General features: G+C 67.4%; 16 protein-coding genes. 6 read left to right on the top strand and 10 right to left on the bottom strand.

Going from position 1 to position 18,726, the window contains the following annotated elements; genetic code table 11:
* Positions 1-48: 48 nt before the first annotated feature.
* Positions 49-1,608 (bottom strand): glutamine-hydrolyzing GMP synthase, encoded by a 1,560-nt coding sequence (guaA, locus tag FA743_RS02210; RefSeq protein WP_136884228.1) that lies wholly within the window; start codon positions 1,606-1,608, stop codon positions 49-51.
* Between the two features lie 133 nt (positions 1,609-1,741).
* On the opposite strand from guaA, the gene FA743_RS02205 reads away from it, so the two are divergent.
* Positions 1,742-2,257: a CAP domain-containing protein gene (locus FA743_RS02205; RefSeq protein WP_136884227.1), complete on the top strand. Its 516-nt coding sequence runs from the start codon at positions 1,742-1,744 to the stop codon at positions 2,255-2,257.
* Positions 2,258-2,314: 57 nt separating this feature from the next.
* On the opposite strand, the gene FA743_RS02200 is transcribed toward FA743_RS02205, so the two are convergent.
* The 7 genes from FA743_RS02200 to proS all read right to left on the bottom strand — a co-directional run bounded on the left by FA743_RS02200 (position 2,315) and on the right by proS (position 9,555).
* The gene (locus FA743_RS02200) at positions 2,315-3,649 is read right to left on the bottom strand and encodes a branched-chain amino acid ABC transporter permease (RefSeq protein WP_136884226.1); all 1,335 of its coding nucleotides are present in this window, start codon (positions 3,647-3,649) and stop codon (positions 2,315-2,317) included.
* A gap of 10 nt (positions 3,650-3,659) precedes the next feature.
* Positions 3,660-4,667 carry a branched-chain amino acid ABC transporter permease gene (locus tag FA743_RS02195; protein ID WP_136884225.1) on the bottom strand — a complete coding sequence of 336 codons (1,008 nt, stop codon included), beginning with the start codon at positions 4,665-4,667 and terminating at the stop codon, positions 3,660-3,662.
* 4 nt (positions 4,668-4,671) lie between these two features.
* Positions 4,672-5,499: an ABC transporter ATP-binding protein gene (locus FA743_RS02190; protein WP_136884224.1), complete on the bottom strand. Its 828-nt coding sequence runs from the start codon at positions 5,497-5,499 to the stop codon at positions 4,672-4,674.
* Positions 5,496-6,278, bottom strand: coding sequence for an ABC transporter ATP-binding protein (locus FA743_RS02185; RefSeq protein ID WP_136884223.1), 783 nt, complete (start codon positions 6,276-6,278; stop codon positions 5,496-5,498). Before FA743_RS02185 ends, FA743_RS02190 begins: the two co-directional genes overlap by 4 nt.
* Positions 6,279-6,395: 117 nt before the next feature.
* Positions 6,396-7,580, bottom strand: a complete 1,185-nt coding sequence (locus tag FA743_RS02180) for an ABC transporter substrate-binding protein (protein ID WP_136884222.1) — start codon at positions 7,578-7,580, stop codon at positions 6,396-6,398.
* Positions 7,581-7,696: 116 nt separating this feature from the next.
* The gene (locus FA743_RS02175) at positions 7,697-8,197 is read right to left on the bottom strand and encodes a DUF2937 family protein (protein WP_136884221.1); all 501 of its coding nucleotides are present in this window, start codon (positions 8,195-8,197) and stop codon (positions 7,697-7,699) included.
* Entirely contained in the window at positions 8,194-9,555 is a 1,362-nt protein-coding gene (gene proS / locus FA743_RS02170) for a proline--tRNA ligase (RefSeq protein WP_136884220.1), read from the bottom strand. The genes FA743_RS02175 and proS overlap by 4 nt, the downstream gene beginning before the upstream one ends.
* A 137-nt stretch (positions 9,556-9,692) precedes the next feature.
* On the opposite strand from proS, the gene FA743_RS02165 reads away from it, so the two are divergent.
* The 4 genes from FA743_RS02165 to FA743_RS02150 are packed head-to-tail and all read left to right on the top strand — an operon-like array spanning position 9,693 to position 15,390.
* The gene (locus FA743_RS02165; RefSeq protein ID WP_136884219.1) at positions 9,693-10,904 is read left to right on the top strand and encodes an AI-2E family transporter; all 1,212 of its coding nucleotides are present in this window, start codon (positions 9,693-9,695) and stop codon (positions 10,902-10,904) included.
* A 6-nt stretch (positions 10,905-10,910) separates the two neighbouring features.
* Positions 10,911-11,618, top strand: a complete 708-nt coding sequence (locus FA743_RS02160) for a P-loop NTPase family protein (protein ID WP_246054786.1) — start codon at positions 10,911-10,913, stop codon at positions 11,616-11,618.
* A 28-nt stretch (positions 11,619-11,646) separates the two neighbouring features.
* Entirely contained in the window at positions 11,647-13,812 is a 2,166-nt protein-coding gene (locus tag FA743_RS02155) for an RNA degradosome polyphosphate kinase (RefSeq protein WP_136884218.1), read from the top strand.
* Between the two features lie 54 nt (positions 13,813-13,866).
* On the top strand, positions 13,867-15,390 hold the full coding sequence (locus FA743_RS02150; RefSeq protein ID WP_136884217.1) for a Ppx/GppA family phosphatase: 1,524 nt from the start codon (positions 13,867-13,869) through the stop codon (positions 15,388-15,390).
* Positions 15,391-15,535: 145 nt separating this feature from the next.
* Here the strand turns inward: FA743_RS02150 and groL are convergent, their stop codons facing one another.
* Positions 15,536-17,179: a chaperonin GroEL gene (groL, locus tag FA743_RS02145; RefSeq protein ID WP_136884216.1), complete on the bottom strand. Its 1,644-nt coding sequence runs from the start codon at positions 17,177-17,179 to the stop codon at positions 15,536-15,538.
* A gap of 46 nt (positions 17,180-17,225) precedes the next feature.
* On the bottom strand, positions 17,226-17,513 hold the full coding sequence (locus FA743_RS02140) for a co-chaperone GroES (protein ID WP_131574468.1): 288 nt from the start codon (positions 17,511-17,513) through the stop codon (positions 17,226-17,228).
* 202 nt (positions 17,514-17,715) lie between these two features.
* Here FA743_RS02140 and FA743_RS02135 point away from each other — a divergent pair, with 202 nt between their 5' ends.
* The gene (locus FA743_RS02135) at positions 17,716-18,723 is read left to right on the top strand and encodes a TraB/GumN family protein (RefSeq protein WP_136884215.1); all 1,008 of its coding nucleotides are present in this window, start codon (positions 17,716-17,718) and stop codon (positions 18,721-18,723) included.
* Positions 18,724-18,726 lie beyond the last annotated feature (3 nt).

Genomic DNA, 18,726 nt, shown 5'->3' with positions numbered 1-18,726 from the left:
TCACGATGCGGCGGGGTGCCGCGTCAGCCTGTCATTCCCACTCGCCCGTCATTCCCATTCGATCGTGCCCGGGGGCTTCGAGGTAATGTCATAGGTGCAGCGGTTGATGCCGCGCACCTCGTTGATGATCCGCGTCGCGGTCTCGCCAAGGAACTCGTGGGTGAACGGATAGTAATCCGCCGTCATCCCGTCGACCGAGGTCACGGCGCGCAGCGCGCAGGCGAAATCATAGGTGCGCCCGTCGCCCATCACGCCGACCGTGCGCACCGGCAGGATGGCCACGAAGGCCTGCCAGATCTCGTCATAGAGACCGTGGCGGCGGATCTGGTCGATGAAGACGGCATCGGCCTTGCGCAGGATCTCCAACTTCTCGCGGGTGATCTCGCCGGGGCAGCGGATGGCGAGGCCCGGGCCGGGGAAGGGGTGGCGGCCGATGAAGCTGGCGGGCAGGCCCAGCTCGCGGCCCAACTCGCGCACCTCGTCCTTGAACAGCTCGCGCAGCGGCTCGACCAGCTTGAGGCCCATCTTTTCGGGCAGGCCGCCCACGTTGTGATGGCTTTTGATCGTGACCGAGGGCCCGCCCGAGAAGCTGACGCTTTCGATGACGTCGGGATAGAGCGTGCCCTGCGCCAGGAACTCGGCCCCGTCGATCTCGCTGGCGTATTTCTGGAAGACGTCGATGAACAGCCGCCCGATGGTCTTGCGCTTGACCTCGGGGTCGCTGACGCCCTCCAGCGAGCCCAGGAACAGCTCGGCCTCGTCCGCATGGATCAGCGGGATGTTGTAGTTGTCGCGGAACATCTTGACGACTTCGGTGCCCTCGTTCAGGCGCAGGAGGCCGTGATCGACGAAGACGCAGGTCAGCTGGTCGCCGATCGCCTCGTGGATCAGCACCGCCGCGACCGAGGAATCCACGCCGCCCGACAGGCCGCAGATGACCTTGCGGTCGCCCACCGTCTCGCGGATTTTGCGGATCGCCTCGTCCTTGTAGCTGGCCATGGTCCAGTCGCCGGTGAAGCCCGCCAGCCGGACGAAGTTCTCCAGCATGGTGCGGCCATTGGCGGTGTGATGCACCTCGGGATGGAACTGGACGCCGTAGAAATGGCGCGTCTCGTCCGCGATCATCGCGATGGGGGCATTGGGCGAGGTGCCGATCACCTCGAAGCCGGGCGCCAGGCTGGTCACGCGGTCGCCATGGCTCATCCAGACCTCTTCGCGGCCCGTCCCGAAGAGGCCCGCGAAGATGCCGTCGGTCTTGTGGCCCGGGGCGGGGGTGATGTAGGCGCGGCCGTATTCGGCATGGTGGCCGGCTTCGACCTGGCCGCCCAGCTGCTCCATCATCACCTGCTGGCCATAGCAGATGCCAAAGACCGGCACGCCCAGCTCGAAGACGGCCTGGGGCGCGCGGGGGCTACCTTGCGTCGTGACGCTGGCCGGGCCGCCGGACAGGATGACCGCCTGCGGGGCCATGTCGCGCAGGGCCTGGTCGGTCACCGCGTTGAACGGGTGGATTTCGCAATAGACGTTCAGTTCCCGCAGGCGACGCGCGATCAGCTGCGTCACCTGGCTGCCGAAGTCGATGATCAGAAGGCGCTGGTGCTGGGTCATGGATGCGCTTTAAGCGCGGAAACAGCACCTTGCAAGAGTGTCGCGACCCTTCGGGGGCGGAACCGGCGACAGGCGGGGGCGTTTGCCCGCAACAGACCCGCGCCCGCGCGCCCGAACCGGAGGTTTCCGTCCCATGTTCCGATCGTCCTTGTCCCTTGTCTGCCTGATGTCCCTCTCCGCCTGTGCGACCGGCCCGATGATATCGCTGCCCGAGACCGCCCCCGCCGCCGAGGAGGCACTGGCCGCCCAATGCGCGGGCAATCCCGAGCAGGGCGCGCGGCTTGGCGCCGCCGTGAACGCCGCGCGGGCCGCCGATGGCAAGACCGTGCTGGCCCAGAGCGAGGCGCTGGACACGATCGCGCTGTCCCATGCCTGCGACATGGCCCAGCAGGGGCGCGCGGATGTGGCGGGCTCGAACGGCTCGAACGTGGTCGATCGCGCCCGCTCGGTCGGCTATCCGACCTGCGGCGTCGCGCAGCTTGTCGGCAGCGGCGGCACGCCCGAGGGCACGGTCGCGGCCTGGACGGTGCCGGGCCCGCAGCGCGAGCAGGTGATGGGCCAGCTGAGCTACGAGATCGGCAGCGGCGTGGTGCAGGGCGCCGACGGGCGGCTGTGGCACAGCGTCGTTCTGGGCAACGACTGCCAGTAAGACGACGGCCAAGCAGACGGGAAAGGGGCGCGGATCAGACCGCGCCCCTTTTTCAGGTCACTTCTCGGGCAGCAGACCCCGGGGCGCGAAGCGCAGCACCAGAAGCAGCACCAGACCCATCGCGATGAAGCGCATATGCGGCGCGCTGTCCAGAAGGTGGGACTTGAAGGCGCTGTCCGGCAGCGGCGCGGTCAGTAGCGCGAACAGCGCCGGCCCCCAGACCTCGGCCTTGATCCAGAGGAACCAGATCGTCACCGCGCCCAGCACCGCGCCCCAGTTGTTGCCGGACCCGCCGACGATCACCATCACCCAGATCAGGAAGGTATAGCGCAGCGGGTTGTAGCTGGTCGGCGCCAGCAGCCCGTCCAGCGTCACCATCATCGCGCCCGCCACCCCGATCACCGCCGATCCCAGGATGAAGACCTGCAGGTGGCGGCGGGTGACGTCCTTGCCCATCGCCTCGGCGGCGGTCTCGTTGTCGCGGATCGCGCGCATCATCCGGCCCCAGGGGGATTTCAGCGCCAGTTCGGCCAGCAGGATGATCGCCAACAGCACGACCAGGAACAGCGACATGTAGGACAGCTTGACCCAGATCCCCGAGGCCTCGGCGGCCGCAAAGCCCCAGCTTGAGGCGAACTCGACGAAGTCGGGGTTGTTCTGCAGGTCGACCTCCTGCGCGACGGGGCGCGGGATCGAGGTGATGTTCATCACCCCGCGCGCCAGCCAGTTCTCGTTCTTCATGACCGCGACGATGATCTCGCCGATGCCAAGCGTGGCGATGGCCAGATAGTCCGACCGCAGGCCCAGGGCGACCTTGCCGATGGCCCAGGCCGCGGCGGCGGCGAAGAGGCCCCCCACCGCCCACGACAGCAGCACCGGCAGGCCGAGGCCGCCGATATTGCCGTGGCGGGCGGGGTTGTTGGCCTCGATCGCGACGACCGCCGGGTCGAAGAGCCAGCGATAGGCGACGAAGCCCGCGATCAGCACCGCCGTGGTGGCGATGCCGCTGCGCGTGCGCGTCCAGGCCAGCTTGGCCATGGCCAGCGTGCCCAGGCCCACCAGCAGCGCCCCCATCAGCCGGGTGCCGCCGGCGGCCCAGGCCCCCTCGACCGGGGGCAGGGACACCAGCACCGGGGCCAGCGCGCCCATGGCCAGAAAGCCCACGACGCCGACGTTGAAGAGGCCCGCATAGCCCCATTGCATGTTCACGCCCAAGGCCGTGATCGCGGATATCAGCCCCATGTTCAGGATCGCCAGCGAGGTGTTCCAGCTGCCCGAGAACATGGAATTGCGCACCGTCCCCTCCAGCACGAACAGCACGGCGAGGACGGCGAACAGCACCGGCGCGCGCCAGCGGCTGGAGGAGGAGGCGGCTTGACGGTTGGTGGCCATGATCTTCCCCTTACACCGATTTTCCGCGGAACAGGCCCGTGGGCCGGAACAGCAGGACGACGATCAGAATGACGAAGCTGACCGCGAACTTGTATTCGGTCCCCAGCAGCTGCATCAGCCCCGAGGGCTCGTAGCCCGGCACCAGATAGCCCACCACGCGGACCCAAGGGTAGGTCACCGCCACCTCGGAAAACGCGACCAGGAACCCGCCCGCGATGGCGCCGAGCGGATTGCCGAGGCCCCCCACGATGGCGGCGGCGAAGATCGGCAGCAGGATCTGGAAATAGTTGAACGCCTTGAAGGACTTGTCCAGCCCGTAGAGCGTGCCCGCGATGGTCGCCAGCCCCGCCGCGATGATCCAGGTCAGGCGCACGACCCGCTCGGGGTCGATGCCCGACAGCAGCGCCAGATCCTCGTTGTCGGAATAGGCGCGCATGGCCTTGCCGGACTTGGTGCGGTTGAGGAACCAGAACAGCGCGACCATGACGACCAGCGCCACCCCCACGGTCAGCGCCTGCGTGGACCGCAGCGCCAGACCCTCGGGCAGGCCGGTCATCTCGCGGAAGGTGCGCACGTCCATGATGAAGCGCGCGCCGTCGTCGAAGCGGTATTCGTCCACGCCGATCAGCACCCGCGTCAGCCCGTTCATCACGAACATGACGCCGACCGAGGCCATGACCAGGATGATCGGCGCCGCCTTCTGCTTGCGGTAGAAGCGATAGACCGCGCGGTCGGTGCCCAGCACCAGAAGCGCGGTCAGCGCGATCCCGAAGGGCAGGGCGATCAGCGCGGTGGGCAGGGGCCCGGCGCTGATCCCCATGGCCTGCAGCCCCCAGGTCAGCAGGATCACCGTTCCGGTCCCGAAGGCCATCGTGTCGCCATGCGCGAAGTTGGAAAACCGCAGGATGCCATAGACCAGCGTCACCCCAAGCGCACCAAGCGCCAGCTGCGCGCCATAGGCGGCGGCGGGGATGAAGACGAAGTTCAGAAAGACCACGAGGGCGTTTGCGATATCCACAGGCTCAGCCCCCCAGGAAGGTGCGACGCACCTCGTCGTTCTTCATCAATTCCTCGCCCGTGCCGGTATGCGCATTGGCACCCTGCACCAGCACATAGGCCTTGTCGGCGATCATCATCGCCTGGCGTGCGTTCTGTTCGACCATCAACACCGGCAGCCCGCCCCGCGCGATGGCGATGATGCGGTCGAACAGCTCGTCCATGACGATGGGGCTGACGCCCGCGGTCGGCTCGTCCAGCATCAGCACCTTCGGTTGGGTCATCAGCGCGCGGCCCACGGCCACCTGCTGGCGCTGGCCGCCCGACAGCTCTCCGGCCGCCTGGCGGCGCTTGGCGGCGACGGCGGGGAACAGGTCATAGACCTGCGCCATCGTCGCCTTGATGTCGTCGCGGCGGATATAGGCGCCCATCTCGAGGTTCTCCTCGACCGTCATCGAGGGGAAGATGTTGTTCACCTGCGGCACGAAGCCCATCCCCGCCTTGACGCGGTCCTGCGGGTTCAGCGCGGTGATGTCCTGCCCGTTCAGCCGGACCGAGCCCTGGCGCAGGTTCAGCATCCCGAAGATCGCCTTCATCGCGGTCGACTTGCCGGCGCCGTTCGGGCCCACGATCACCGCGATCTGGCCCTGCTCCACGGCGATGGTGCAGTCATGCAGGATGTCAGCGCCCTTGCCATAGCCGCCGGTCATCGCCTCGCCGATCAGGAAGGGATCCCCCGCCTGTCCCGGTCCCAAAGGACCCGAGCGGCGGGTGCCGTCGATGGTGCCGCGCCCCTTGGGGTTCACCACCGAGGCGTCGCGATTGCCCCGGTTGCCGAAGGTCGTGTCGCTCATGCGCCCACCATGTCCTTGTTCTTCAGGCCGGTGCCCAGATAGGCCTCGATCACCGCCTCGTTCTTCATGATGTCCTGCGCGCTGCCGGTGGCCAGGACCTTGCCCTCGGCCATGACGATCACCGGGTCGCAGAGCTTGCCGATGAAATCCATGTCATGCTCGATCACGCAGAAGGTATAGCCGCGCTCGCGGTTCAGGCGCAGGATCGCGTCGGCGATGGTCATCAGCAGGGTGCGGTTCACGCCCGCGCCGACCTCGTCCAGAAACACGATCTTGGCGTCGACCATCATCGTGCGGCCCAGTTCCAGCAGCTTCTTCTGCCCGCCCGACAGGTTGCCGGCCTTCTCGTGCGTCAGGTGGCGGATGGTCAGGAAATCCAGAACCTCATCGGCCTTGCGCCGCAATTCGGCCTCTTCGCGCTCGATCCGGCCGCGCTGGAACCAAGTCTTCCAGATCGTCTCGCCGGCCTGTGCGCCCGGCACCATCATCAGGTTCTCACGCACGGTCATCGAGCTGAATTCATGCGCCATCTGGAAGGTGCGCAGCAGGCCCTTGTGGAACAGCGTGTGCGGCGGCAGGCCGGTGATGTCCTCGCCATCCATGAAGACGCGCCCCGAGGTGGGGGGCAGCACGCCCGCGATCACGTTGAACAGCGTCGACTTGCCCGCGCCATTCGGGCCGATCAGCCCGGTGATGGAGCCGGTCTCGATGGTCAGGCTGGCGCCGTCGACGGCGCGGAAGCCGCCGAAATGTCTGTGAAGGTCCTCGACCCTGATCATGCTTCTACGTCCCTGTCTTCACATTCGGGGTGAAGATGTGCCTGCAAGAGGCTGTTATAAATTTGGAAAACAGCCCGGTGCGCGATCGCGCCCCGGGCTGTCCGCCGTCAGATGGGATCAGCGATAGCCGACCACCTCCAGCTTGCCGTCGGTGATCTGGACCTCGCGATAGCTGCCGGCGGATTCGCCGCCGCCCACCATCTCGACCGCCGTGGCGCCGACATAGTCGACATCGCCACCCTCGGCGATGATCTCCAGCGCGCGGGCCAGCTGGCCGGGCAGGATCTCCTCGCCGGGCGCGTTGGACACGTCCATGATGCTGTCCTTGTAGGTCGCCGGATCCGACGAGCCCGACTTGGCCATCGCCAGCAGGATCAGCGCCGCCGCGTCATAGGCCTCGGCCGAGAAGGCACCGGTGCCGTCGAAGCCCGCCTCTTCGGCCATCGCCAGATAGGCGTCGCGGCCCGGGCCTTCGGCGGCCGGGTTCTGGCCGAAGCTGCCCTCGATTTCGGACCCGAAATTGGACTCCAGCGCGTTGCCGACCATGCCGTCGGGGAAGACGAAGGTCTCGAAGGCGCCGGTGTCCAGCGAGGCGCGGACCACGCCCGAGCCGCCCTGATCGACATAGCCCGCCACGACCAGCGCCTCGCCGCCGGCGGCGGCCAGTGCGGCGACCTCGGCCGAATAGTCGGCCTTGCCGTCGTCATGCGCGCTGTTCACGGTCACGCTGCCGCCGGCCTCCTCGAAGGCCGCCTGGAAGCTGTCGGCCAGGCCCTTGCCATAGTCGTTGTTGGTATAGGTGACGGCCACGCTGGTGATGCCGCGATCGGACAGGATGTCCGCCATCACCTGCCCCTGGCGCGCATCCGAGGGCGAGGTGCGGAAGAACAGCCCGTCATCCTCGATGGTCGACAGCGCCGGCGAGGTGGCCGAGGGCGAGATCATCACCACGCCATTGGCCTTGGCGACGTTCTCCAGCGAGGCGATGGTCTCGCCCGAGCACATGCCGCCGATGATGCCCTTGACGCCTTCCGAGGCGATCAGGCGCTCGACCGTGGCGGTGGCGGCGGCGGCATCGATGCAGGTCGAATCGCCGGTGACGGCGGTGACGGTCGATCCGTCCAGCAGCAGGCCCGAATCGCTGACTTCCTTCATCGCCAGCTCGGCGCCCTGCTGCATGTCGGGGGCCATGGATTCCAGCGGTCCGGTGAAGCCGAGCGAGATGCCCAGCTTGATCTCCTCGGCGCCGACGGCACCGGCCATCAATGCACCGGCGGCGGTCGCAAGAAGAAGATTTTTCATTTGGTTGTCTCCCAGTTGGAACATTGTCCTGCGCGTCACGTTAGAAGCGGGTTTCCGAAAAAGGAAGGGTGAACTGGTCCGCCCTGCGTACCGGGGCGCCACGTCAAGGGCGTGCCTCAGCGCCAGCCAAGCCGCTCGTCGCGCCGCAGCGTCCGGCCCGCAAGGCGCCCCAGCAGCGCCGCCAGCACCCAGCCCAGGGCAAAGCCGATCCCAGCCGCGATCAGCCCCGACGAGGTCAGGGGCAGGGCAGGCCGGAAGTCTGTCCAGGTGGCGCGCAGCGTGTCGGCGTCGCGCAGACGGTGGGGCAGGACCATCCGTTCCAGCGGTCCGGCCAGGCGCAGCATCGCCAGATCGGCCTGCGCCCGGTCCAGCCGCCCGAAGGCGCGCAGCATGTCGGCGCGGTGGCCGTCGCGGAAGGCGCTGCCCGACAGGTCGGCCAGCGCCTCGTCGCGGGTCATGTCGGCGCGGGCGGCGCTGGCGTCGAAATCCTGCGCCACCAGTGTCAGCGCATCGACCTGCCCGCCAAGCCGCTGCACGTAATGGTCCGAAAACGCCGGGAACTGCGACAGCAGCGCGGCCACGACCGCCGCCAGCGCCAGTCGCAGCAGCCCGATCACCGGTCCTGGACCGTCAGGCCCAGCACCGGCTGATAGATCTGCGCCACCCGGTGGATCGCATCGGCGGGGGACAGTTCCTCGGTCTGGCCGGTGCGGCGGCAGGTCAGCTCGACCTTGTTGTTGGTCAGGCCGCGCGGCCCCACGGTGATGCGCCACGGCAGGCCGATCAGGTCCATCGAGGCGAATTTCGCCCCCGCCCGCTCGTCCCGGTCGTCATAGAGCGGGTCCATCCCGCGATGCTGCAATTCGGCATAGATCGCCTGGCAGGCGCTGTCGGTCGAGTTGTCGCCCTGCTTCAGGTTCACGATGCCCACGTGGAAGGGCGTCACGCCCTCGGGCCAGATGATGCCCCGGTCGTCGTGGTTGGCCTCGATGATCGCGCCCAGCAGGCGGCTGACGCCGATGCCGTGGCTGCCCATGTGGACCGGCACCTGGCTGCTGTCCGAGGTGCGCACGGTCGCGCCCATCGCCTCGGAATACTTGGTGCCGAAATAGAAGATCTGGCCGACCTCGATGCCGCGCGCGGTGCGGCGGCGCTCCTCGGGGATCTGATCGAAGATGGCCGCGTCATGCGTCTCGTCGGTGCGGGCATAGCGCGAGGTGAACTCCTCCAGCACCGCCTGGCATTCGACCACGTCGTCATAGTCGATCTGCCGGTCGCCGAAGGTCAGGTCGGTGATCTGGCTGTCATAGAAGACCTCGGATTCGCCGGTCTCGGCCAGCACCAGGAATTCATGCGTGTAGTCGCCGCCGATCGGCCCGCCATCGGCGCGCATCGGGATGGCCTGCAGGCCCATGCGCTCGTAGCTGCGCAGATAGCTGACCAGATGCCGGTTATAGGCATGCAGCGCGTCTTCCTTGGTCAGGTCGAAATTGTAGCCGTCCTTCATCAGGAACTCGCGGCCGCGCATCACGCCGAAGCGGGGGCGGATCTCGTCGCGGAACTTCCACTGGATGTGGTACAGCGTCAGCGGCAGGTCCTTGTAGCTGTTCACATGCGCGCGGAAGATATCGGTGATCATCTCCTCGTTCGTGGGCCCGTACAGCAGGTCGCGCTTGTGGCGGTCGGTGACGCGCAGCATCTCCTCACCGTAATCGTCATATCGGCCGGATTCGCGCCACAGGTCGGCGGGCTGCAGCGTGGGCATCAGCATGGGGATATGGCCCGCGCGCTGCTGCTCCTCGTGGACGATCTGCTCGATCCGCTTGAGGACCTTGAAACCCAGGGGCAGCCAGGAATAGATGCCCGCCGCCTGCTGCTTGATCATGCCCGCGCGCAGCATCAGGCGGTGGCTGACGATCTGCGCCTCCTTGGGGTCTTCCTTCAGCACGGGCAGGAAATATCGCGACAGGCGCATGGTCGAAGTCCTTCGAAACGGTTTGGGCAGCGTTACCGGATCGGCCCGGCCTTGCCAAGCATGGCGCTTGCAACCGGCGCGCGGGGGCGGCACATTCGCCGCAGTTTTCAGGGCAGAGTCAGGGCAAAGGTCGAACCATGCGCATCCCCGTACGCAAGCAGGTCATGTGGTGGGGGATCGCGGCCTTCACGCTGGCGCTGACCCTGTGGCTGCTGGGCCAGGCCGTGCTGCCCTTCATCTTGGGCGCCGGAATCGCCTATCTTCTGGACCCGGTCGCCGACCGGCTGGAGCGGGCGGGCCTGTCGCGCACCCTGGCGGTCGTCGTGATCACCTTCGCGGTCGTGCTGGCCTTCGTGGCGGTGATGCTGCTGATCGTGCCGATCCTGCTGCGCCAGGCCACCGCCCTGGTCGAGACCGCGCCCGAGATGCTGGAGCAGGGCCGGATGTTCTTCGACAGCCGCTTTCCCGACCTGATCCCGCAGGGCGCGGGGCTGCAGCAGACGCTGGTCGACCTGCAGGCCGCGGTGGGCGAGCAGGCGGGGCGGCTGGCCTCGACGGTGCTGGGCTCGGTGACGGGCGTGCTGGGCTGGATCGCGCTTCTGGTCATCGTGCCGGTGGTGGCCTTCTACCTGCTGCTGGACTGGGACAACATGGTCGAGGCCATCGACCGCTACCTGCCGCGCGAACATGCCGGCACCATCCGCCAGCTGGCCTCGGAAATCGACGACGCGCTGTCGGGCTTCCTGCGCGGGCAGGCGGTTGTGATCGCGATCCTGGGGACATGGTACGCCTTCGGGCTGATGCTGGTCGGGTTGCCCTTCGGCTTCTTCATCGGGATCATGGCGGCGGTCCTGTCCTTCATCCCCTATGTGGGCGTGCTGATCGGCGGGGCCACCGCCATCGGCGTGGCGCTGTTCAGCTTCTGGGGCGATCCGCTGTGGATCGGCGCGGTGGTGGCCATCTTCGCCATCGGCCAGATCGTCGAGGGCAACTATCTGCAGCCCAAGATCGTCGGCGGCCATGTCGGCCTGCATCCGGTCTGGCTGCTGCTGGCGCTGTCGGTCTTCGGCACGCTGTTCGGTTTCGTGGGGCTGGTCATGGCGGTGCCGATGGCGGCGGCGCTCGGCGTGCTGGCCCGCTTCCTGATCGCACAGTACCGCGACAGCTCGCTGTTCACGGGCCAAGCGGTGCCGGACGAGCCGGCCCAGCCCCTGCTGGTCGAGATGGTGCCCACCGGCACCGTGGCCGACCGCCTGCGGGCCGCGCGCATGGCCTCGGACCGGGTGCGCAGCCGGCAGCAGATCGAGGACATGCAGGAAGACCTGTCCCGCCGGGACGCCGAAGGGTAGGGCCGCGTGACGACGGGCTTTCCCCTCTCTCGGCAACTGACGCTGGACCTGACCACGCCGCCCGCCCATGCGCGGGCGGATTTCCTGCCCGCGCCCGCCAATCATGCGGCGCTGGCGGCGCTGGAACGCCCGCAGGACTGGCCGCAGGGGCGGATGCTGCTGATCGGCCCCGAGGGGTCGGGCAAGTCCCATCTGGCGGCCTTCTGGGCGGCCGAGAACGGCGCGCGGCGCATCACCGCCGCCGCCCTGCGCCCCGACGGGGCCGATCTGCTGGCGGCCGAGGGCGGCGCGGTGGTGGTCGAGGATGCCGACCATGCGGGCTTCGCGGCGGGGGCCGAGCAGGCGCTGTTCCACCTGTGGAACCTCTGCGGGCCGCGCGAATGCCTGCTGCTGCTGACCGCGCGCACGCCGCCGCGCGATTGGGGGCTGGTGCTGCCGGACCTGCGGTCCCGGATGGATGCGATGCCGCAGGTGCGGCTTGGCCCCCCGGACGAGGCGCTGCTGGCCGCCGTGCTGGTCAAGCTGTTCGCGGACCGGCAGCTGGCGGTGCCCTCGGGGCTGATCGATTGGCTGGTGCTGCACATGGACCGGGATCTGGGTCTGGCGCGGCGTCTGGTGGCGGCGATGGACCTGGCCGCGATGGCGCGCCAGGGCCCGGTGACGCGCCGCATTGCCGCCGACCTGCTGGACAAGCTGACCGAGGCTGACGCATGATCGGCCCATTGCCCGATCCCGGAACACCATGACCCAAGCCGACTTCCTCCGCACGCCCTTTCCCGATGCCAAGGATCTGCCCGGAGGGACGCCCGAAGGCCCCGCCCGGTTCTTCAACCGGGAACTGTCCTGGCTGTCCTTCAACTGGCGCGTCCTGGACGAGGCGCGCAATCCCCGCGTGCCTTTGCTGGAACGCCTGCGCTTCGTGTCGATCAGCGCCACCAACCTGGACGAGTTCTACAGCGTCCGCGTGGCCGGCCTGCGCGAACTGATGCGCGAGGGCAGCACGACGCCTTCGGATGACGGGCTGACGCCCGCCGAGCAGCTGGCCCTGATCAACGCCGATGCCCGCCGCCTGATGGGCGCGCAGCAGGGCGTCTGGACCGCGCTGCGCCGCGAGATGGAACAGGCGGGCATCGTCATCCTGTCCCGCCAGCGCCTGACCCGCGCCGAAGAGGAATTCCTGCGCGACCATTTCCAGAACCTGGTCTTTCCGGTCCTTTCGCCCCTGGCCATCGACCCGGCGCATCCCTTTCCCTTCATCCCGAACCTCGGGTTTTCGCTGGCGCTGGAACTGGCGCGCGAGACCGACGGGCGGCAGATGCAGGCGCTGCTGCCGATCCCCGCGCAATTGCCGCGCTTCGTGCCCCTGCCGGGCGGCCAGCGCTTTTTGCGGCTGGAGGATCTGCTGCTGATGCACCTCTCCAGCCTCTTCCCGGGCTATCGCGATGTGGGCCATTGCAGCTTCCGCGTGCTGCGCGACAGCGATCTGGAGGTCGAGGAAGAGGCCGAGGATCTGGTCCGCGAGTTCGAGACCGCGCTGAAGCGCCGCCGCCGGGGCAGCGTCATCCGGCTGAAGATCACCGGCGGCGCCCCGGACCGCCTGCGCCGCCTGATCATGGACGAGCTGGAGGTCAGCGCCGACGAGGTGATCGAGGTCGAGGGTCTTCTGGGCATGGCCGATCTGTCCGAACTGGTGCTGGACAGCCGCCGCGACCTTCTGTGGCCCGCCTTCGTGCCGCGCGTGCCGGAACGGGTGCAGGACCATGACGGCGACATGTTCTCGGCCATCCGGCAAAAGGACATGCTGCTGCACCATCCCTACGAGACTTTCGACATGGTGGTGCGCTATCTGGCGCAGGCGGCGCGCGACCCCGACGTGCTGGCGATCAAGCAGACGCTGTACCGCACCAGCCGCGACAGCCCCATCGTGGATGCGCTCTGCGAGGCGGCCGAGGCGGGCAAGTCGGTGACCGCGCTGGTCGAACTGAAGGCCCGCTTCGACGAGGCCGCCAATATCCGCCAGTCGCGCCGTCTGGAACGGGCGGGCGCGCATGTCGTCTACGGCTTCGTCAACTACAAGACCCATGCCAAGATCAGCACCATCGTGCGCCGCGAAGGGGCGGGGCTGGTCACTTACACGCATTACGGCACCGGCAATTATCACCCGATCACCGCGCGCATCTATACCGACCTGTCGCTGTTCACCTGCAACCCGGCGCTTGGGCGCGATGCGACCAAGGTCTTCAACTATCTGTCGGGCTATGTGCAGCCTGCGGGGCTGGAGAACCTGTCGATCTCGCCCATCGATCTCAAGACGCGGCTTCTGGACCTGATCGGGCGCGAGGCGGAATATGCGCGGCAGGGACGCGCGGGCGCGATCTGGGCCAAGATGAATTCGCTGATCGAAAAGGACGTGATCGAGGCGCTCTATGCCGCCAGCGCGGCGGGCGTCAGGATCAGCCTGATCATTCGGGGCATCTGCGGAATCCGTCCTGGGATCAAGGGCTTGTCCGAGAATATTCGCGTGAAGTCGATCGTCGGGCGCTATCTGGAACACAGCCGGATCGTCTGCTTCGGCTCGGGCCACGGGCTGCCCTCGGCCAAGGCGCGGGTCTTCATCAGCTCTGCCGACTGGATGGATCGCAACCTGAACCGCCGGGTGGAAACGCTGGTCGAATGTGTCAACGACACGGTCAAGGCGCAGATCGTCAATCAGGTCATGTCCGCCAACATGGCCGACGAGGCGCAAAGCTGGCTGTTGCAGCCGGATGGGCGGTTCCTGCGTTATCTTCCCGAAGGCCGGGATGATCTGTTCAATTGTCATCGCTTTTTCATGGAAAACCCCTCCCTGTCGGGGCGGGGAACGGCAGGCGCGCGCGATGTGCCGGCGCTGACCCATTCGGCGGATTGACGGTTGGCCCCGCCCGGGGCCATCAACCCCAGACCTAAGGCAAGGGATATCAAGATGAACGGGGTGCGAACCACCAGCGGCCGGATGATCGACCCTTTCGGGCCGAAATTCCGCAAGCTGCCCAAGCGGGCGCTGAGCCGGCTTGGCGTCGTCGATGTCGGATCGAACTCGATCCGGCTGGTCGTCTTCGACGGGGCGGCCCGCTCGCCGGCCTATTTCTACAACGAGAAGGTCATGGCGGGCCTGGGTCAGGACATGGCCCGCACGGGCAAGCTGAACCCCAAGGGGATCGAGAGGGGCTTTTCCGCGCTGGTCCGCTTTGCGGCGCTGGCCCGGGCGATGAAGATCGAGCCTTTGACCTGCGTGGCCACCGCCGCCGTGCGCGAGGCCGAGGACGGCCCCGCCTTCCAGCGCCGGGTCGAGAAGGAGACCGGCCTTAAGCTGCATGTCATCGACGGCGAGGAGGAGGCGCGGCTGTCCGCGCAGGGCGTCCTTCTGGGCTGGCCCGATGCCAAGGGGCTGGTCTGCGACATCGGCGGCAACTCGATGGAGCTGGCCGAGGTGGCCGGCGGCAAGGTGGGTCGGCGCGTGACCTCGCAGCTGGGGCCGTTCCGGCTGCAGCAGATCCCGCCCGAGGACCTGCGTGCTCATATCTCGGGCGTGCTGCGGGGGTTGGCCGAGCAGATCGGCACCGATCACGAGCGGATCTATCTGGTCGGCGGGTCGTGGCGCGCCATCGCCCGGCTGGACATGGAGCGCTGCGGCTACCCGATGACGGTGCTGCACGAATACCGCATGACCCCCGAGGCGGTCGCCCAGACCGTCGACTGGATCGGCCAGCACGACCTGAACGCGCTGCGGGCGACGGTCGGCATCTCGGCCTCGCGGATCGAGCTGGTGCCCTTGGCGGCCCAAGTGCTGTCGCAGATGATCGAGGTCTTCGGGCCCAAGGAACTGGCCGTCTCCAGCTACGGGATCCGCGAGGGGCTGCTCTACGAGCACATGTCCACGACCCTGCGCAAGCGCGACCCCCTGCTGGAAGCCGCGCGCTTCACCGAAAAGCAGATGGCCCGCCTGCCGGGCTTCGGCAAGAAGCTGTACCAGTTCCTGCTGCCGCTGTTCCCCGACATGGCCCCCGAGCGTGACCGGCTGGTGCGCGCGGCCTGCCTGCTGCATGACACGGCGTGGCGCGCGCATCCCGACTATCGGGCCGAGGCCTGCTTCGACAATGTCACCCGCGCCAACATGGCCGCGCTGAGCCACCCCGAGCGCATCTATCTGGGGCTGGCCCTGCTGCACCGCTACAGGAACAGCCGCGCGCAGTCGCAGATGGCGCCGCTCTTCGCGCTGCTGGACGAGGCGCAGATCCGCGAGGCCGAGATCCTGGGCAAGGCGATGCGCTTCGGCGCGATGTTCGCCACCGACGATCCCTCGGACGCGGCCAGCCTGAAGCTGATCCCGGGCGAGGCGGTCGAATTGCGCCTGACCGCGACGGGCCGCAACCTGATGGGCGAGGTCGCCCTGTCGCGCTTCCAGTCTTTGTGCAAGTCGATGGGGGTCGAGGGCGTGCTGCGCTAGGCCCGTCCGCCACCGCATCTGAAAGAGGGCGCCCCACCGGGCGCCCTTTTTACATGTCCCAGGATCGCCCCCCGGATGCCACCATGAAAAAGGGCGCCCGATGGGGCGCCCTTTTCCGTCAGTCCTGCAAGGGGCAGGGGGATGATTACATCATTCCGCCCATGCCGCCCATGTCGGGCATGCCGCCACCGCCGCCCTGGCCTTTCGGCTCGGGCTTGTCGGCGATCATGGCTTCGGTGGTGATCAGCAGGCCTGCGACCGAGGCTGCATCCTCCAGCGCGGTGCGGACGACCTTCGCGGGATCGATCACGCCGAACTTGAACATGTCGCCATATTCTTCGGTCTGCGCGTTGAAGCCGAAGGTCTTGTCGGTCGACTCGCGGACCTTGCCGGCCACGACGGCGCCGTCGACGCCCGCGTTCTCGGCGATCTGGCGCATCGGAGCTTCCAGCGCACGACGGACGATGGTGATGCCCGCGTTCTGGTCGCTGTTCTCGCCGGTCAGACCTTCCAGAACCTTGCCGCCCTGAACCAGAGCCACGCCGCCGCCGACGACAACGCCTTCCTGGACTGCTGCACGGGTCGCGTTCAGCGCGTCATCGACGCGGTCCTTGCGCTCCTTGACCTCGATCTCGGACATGCCGCCGACGCGGATGACTGCGACGCCGCCGGCCAGCTTGGCCACGCGCTCCTGCAGCTTTTCCTTGTCATAGTCCGAGGTGGTTTCCTCGATCTGCTGACGGATCTGGGACACGCGTGCCTCGATCTCGGACTTCTCACCGGCGCCGTCGACGATGGTGGTGTTGTCCTTGTTGATCGTGATCTTCTTGGCACGGCCCAGCATGTCGATGCCGACATTCTCCAGCTTCATGCCCAGGTCTTCGCTGATGACCTGACCGCCGGTCAGGATCGCGATGTCCTGCAGCATCGCCTTGCGACGATCGCCGAAGCCCGGTGCCTTGACGGCCGCGATCTTCAGGCCGCCGCGCAGCTTGTTGACGACCAGCGTGGCCAGGGCCTCGCCTTCGACATCTTCCGAGATGATGACCAGCGGCTTGCCCGACTGGATCACGGCTTCCAAGAGCGGCACCATCGGCTGCAGCGAGGACAGCTTCTTCTCGTGCAGCAGGATATAGGCGTCTTCCAGATCCGCGATCATCTTGTCGGGATTGGTGACGAAGTAGGGCGACAGGTAGCCGCGGTCGAACTGCATGCCTTCGACGACTTCGACCTCGGTCTCCATCCCCTTGTTCTCTTCGACGGTGATGACACCCTCGTTACCGACCTTCTGCATCGCGTCGGCGATGAAGCGGCCGATATTGGCTTCGCCATTGGCCGAGATCGTGCCGACCTGGGCGACTTCGTCGCTGTCGGTGACGGGACGCGAGGCGGCCTTGATGGCCTCGACGACCTTCAGCGTGGCCAGGTCGATTCCGCGCTTCAGATCCATCGGGTTCATGCCGGCCGCAACGGCCTTCATGCCCTCTTTGACGATGGCCTGAGCCAGCACGGTGGCGGTGGTGGTGCCGTCGCCCGCTTCGTCATTGGTGCGCGACGCGACTTCGCGGACCATCTGCGCGCCCATGTTCTCGAACTTGTCGGACAGCTCGATTTCCTTGGCGACCGTCACACCGTCTTTGGTGATGCGCGGCGCGCCGAAGGATTTGTCGATGACCACGTTGCGGCCTTTCGGGCCCAGGGTCACCTTGACGGCATCGGCCAGGATGTTGACGCCTTTCAGCATGCGATCGCGCGCGTCGGTGCTGAACTTGACTTCTTTGGCAGCCATTATGAATCTCCTAAATTCTGGGGGGAAGGATGGAACAGTCCGGGGATCAGTTGATCACGCCCAGGATGTCGCTTTCCTTCATGATCAGCAGCTCTTCGCCGTCGATCGTGACTTCGGTGCCCGACCATTTGCCGAACAGGACGCGGTCGCCGGCCTTGACCGACGGTGCGATCAGCTCGCCCGAGTCCTTGCGTGCGCCTTCGCCGGTCGAGATGATCTCGCCTTCGGCGGGCTTTTCCTTGGCGTTGTCCGGGATGATCAGACCGCCCTTGGTCTTCTCTTCGCCTTGGACGCGGCGGACCAGCACGCGGTCATGCAGGGGTGTGAAAGCCATGATAGAACACTCCGATATTTCAGGTTGCAGTGTTTCGTTGTTGGCACTCACCGACTGCGAGTGCCAATGACGGTGATCTAGGCAAATCGGGGGCCCGTGTCAACAGCCGTCATGCCCCCGGCGGGCTGGATTCCGCCCGCCGGACGTGACAGCCTGCGCCCCGAACCGACCGAGACGCCGACCGATAAGGACCTGATCCCCCATGCGAATGACGATCCCTGCCGCCCTGTTCCTGTTGGCGGGTCAGCCTGCCTGGGCCGCCTGCGAGGGCCAGAACCTGTTCGACACCATGCCCCCCGAACGTGCTGCCGCCATCGAGGCCGCGACCGAGGGCGTGCCCTATCGGCGCGGCCTTCTGTTCGAGGCGCGGCAGGGCGATCGGCACATCATCCTGGCCGGAACCTATCATTTCGCCGATTCGCGCCATCAGGTCATGGTCGACCGGCTGCGCCCGATGATCGCCGAGGCGCAGGCGCTGTATGTCGAGGCCGGCCCCGAGGAGGAGGCGCATCTGGCCGAGGCGCTGACTGCGGACCCCACGCTGATGGTCGATCCCGACGGCCCGACCCTGCCCGAGCGGCTGTCGACGCCGGAATGGCAGGCGCTGGCCGCGGCCATGTCGGATCGCGGCACCCCGGCGGTGATCGCGGCCAAGATGCGGCCTTGGTATGTGGCGATGATGCTGGGCGTGTCGCCCTGCATGGTCCGCACGATGGCCGAGACGGGCGATGCGGGCGGGCTGGACCACCTGCTGGTCGCCGAAGCCGAGGCGGCCGGCACCCCGATCCGTGCGCTGGAGCCCTGGGACACGATCTTCGGCCTCTTCCAGGGGCTGACGCCCCAGCAGGAGCTGGACATGATCCGCGCGGGCCTGCCCGCGGCGGGCTATGCCGATGATTACGCGGTGACGCTGACGGATGCCTATTTCGACGGCGACGTGTGGAAGATCTGGGAGTTCGGGCGCTTCGACGCGCTGGCCAATTCCGGCCTGCCCGAGGCCGAGGTCGACCGCCAGATGACCCTGGCGCAGACCCGGCTGATGGATGACCGCAACCGTGCCTGGATCGCGCCCCTGACGCGCGGCGCTGCCGAGGCCGCGTCGGAGGGGCAGGGCATCGTCGCGGCCTTCGGGGCGTTGCACCTGCCCGGCGCGGCGGGGGTGCTGGCCCTGCTGGAGGCCGAGGGCTTTGCGATCCGGCGGCTGGACTGACGC

The sequence above is a fragment of the Paracoccus gahaiensis genome (assembly GCF_005048225.1).
Lineage (GTDB): Bacteria > Pseudomonadota > Alphaproteobacteria > Rhodobacterales > Rhodobacteraceae > Paracoccus > Paracoccus gahaiensis.
Note: the sequence above shows the minus strand (reverse complement) of the source record. Positions and strands in the feature narration are given on the sequence as shown.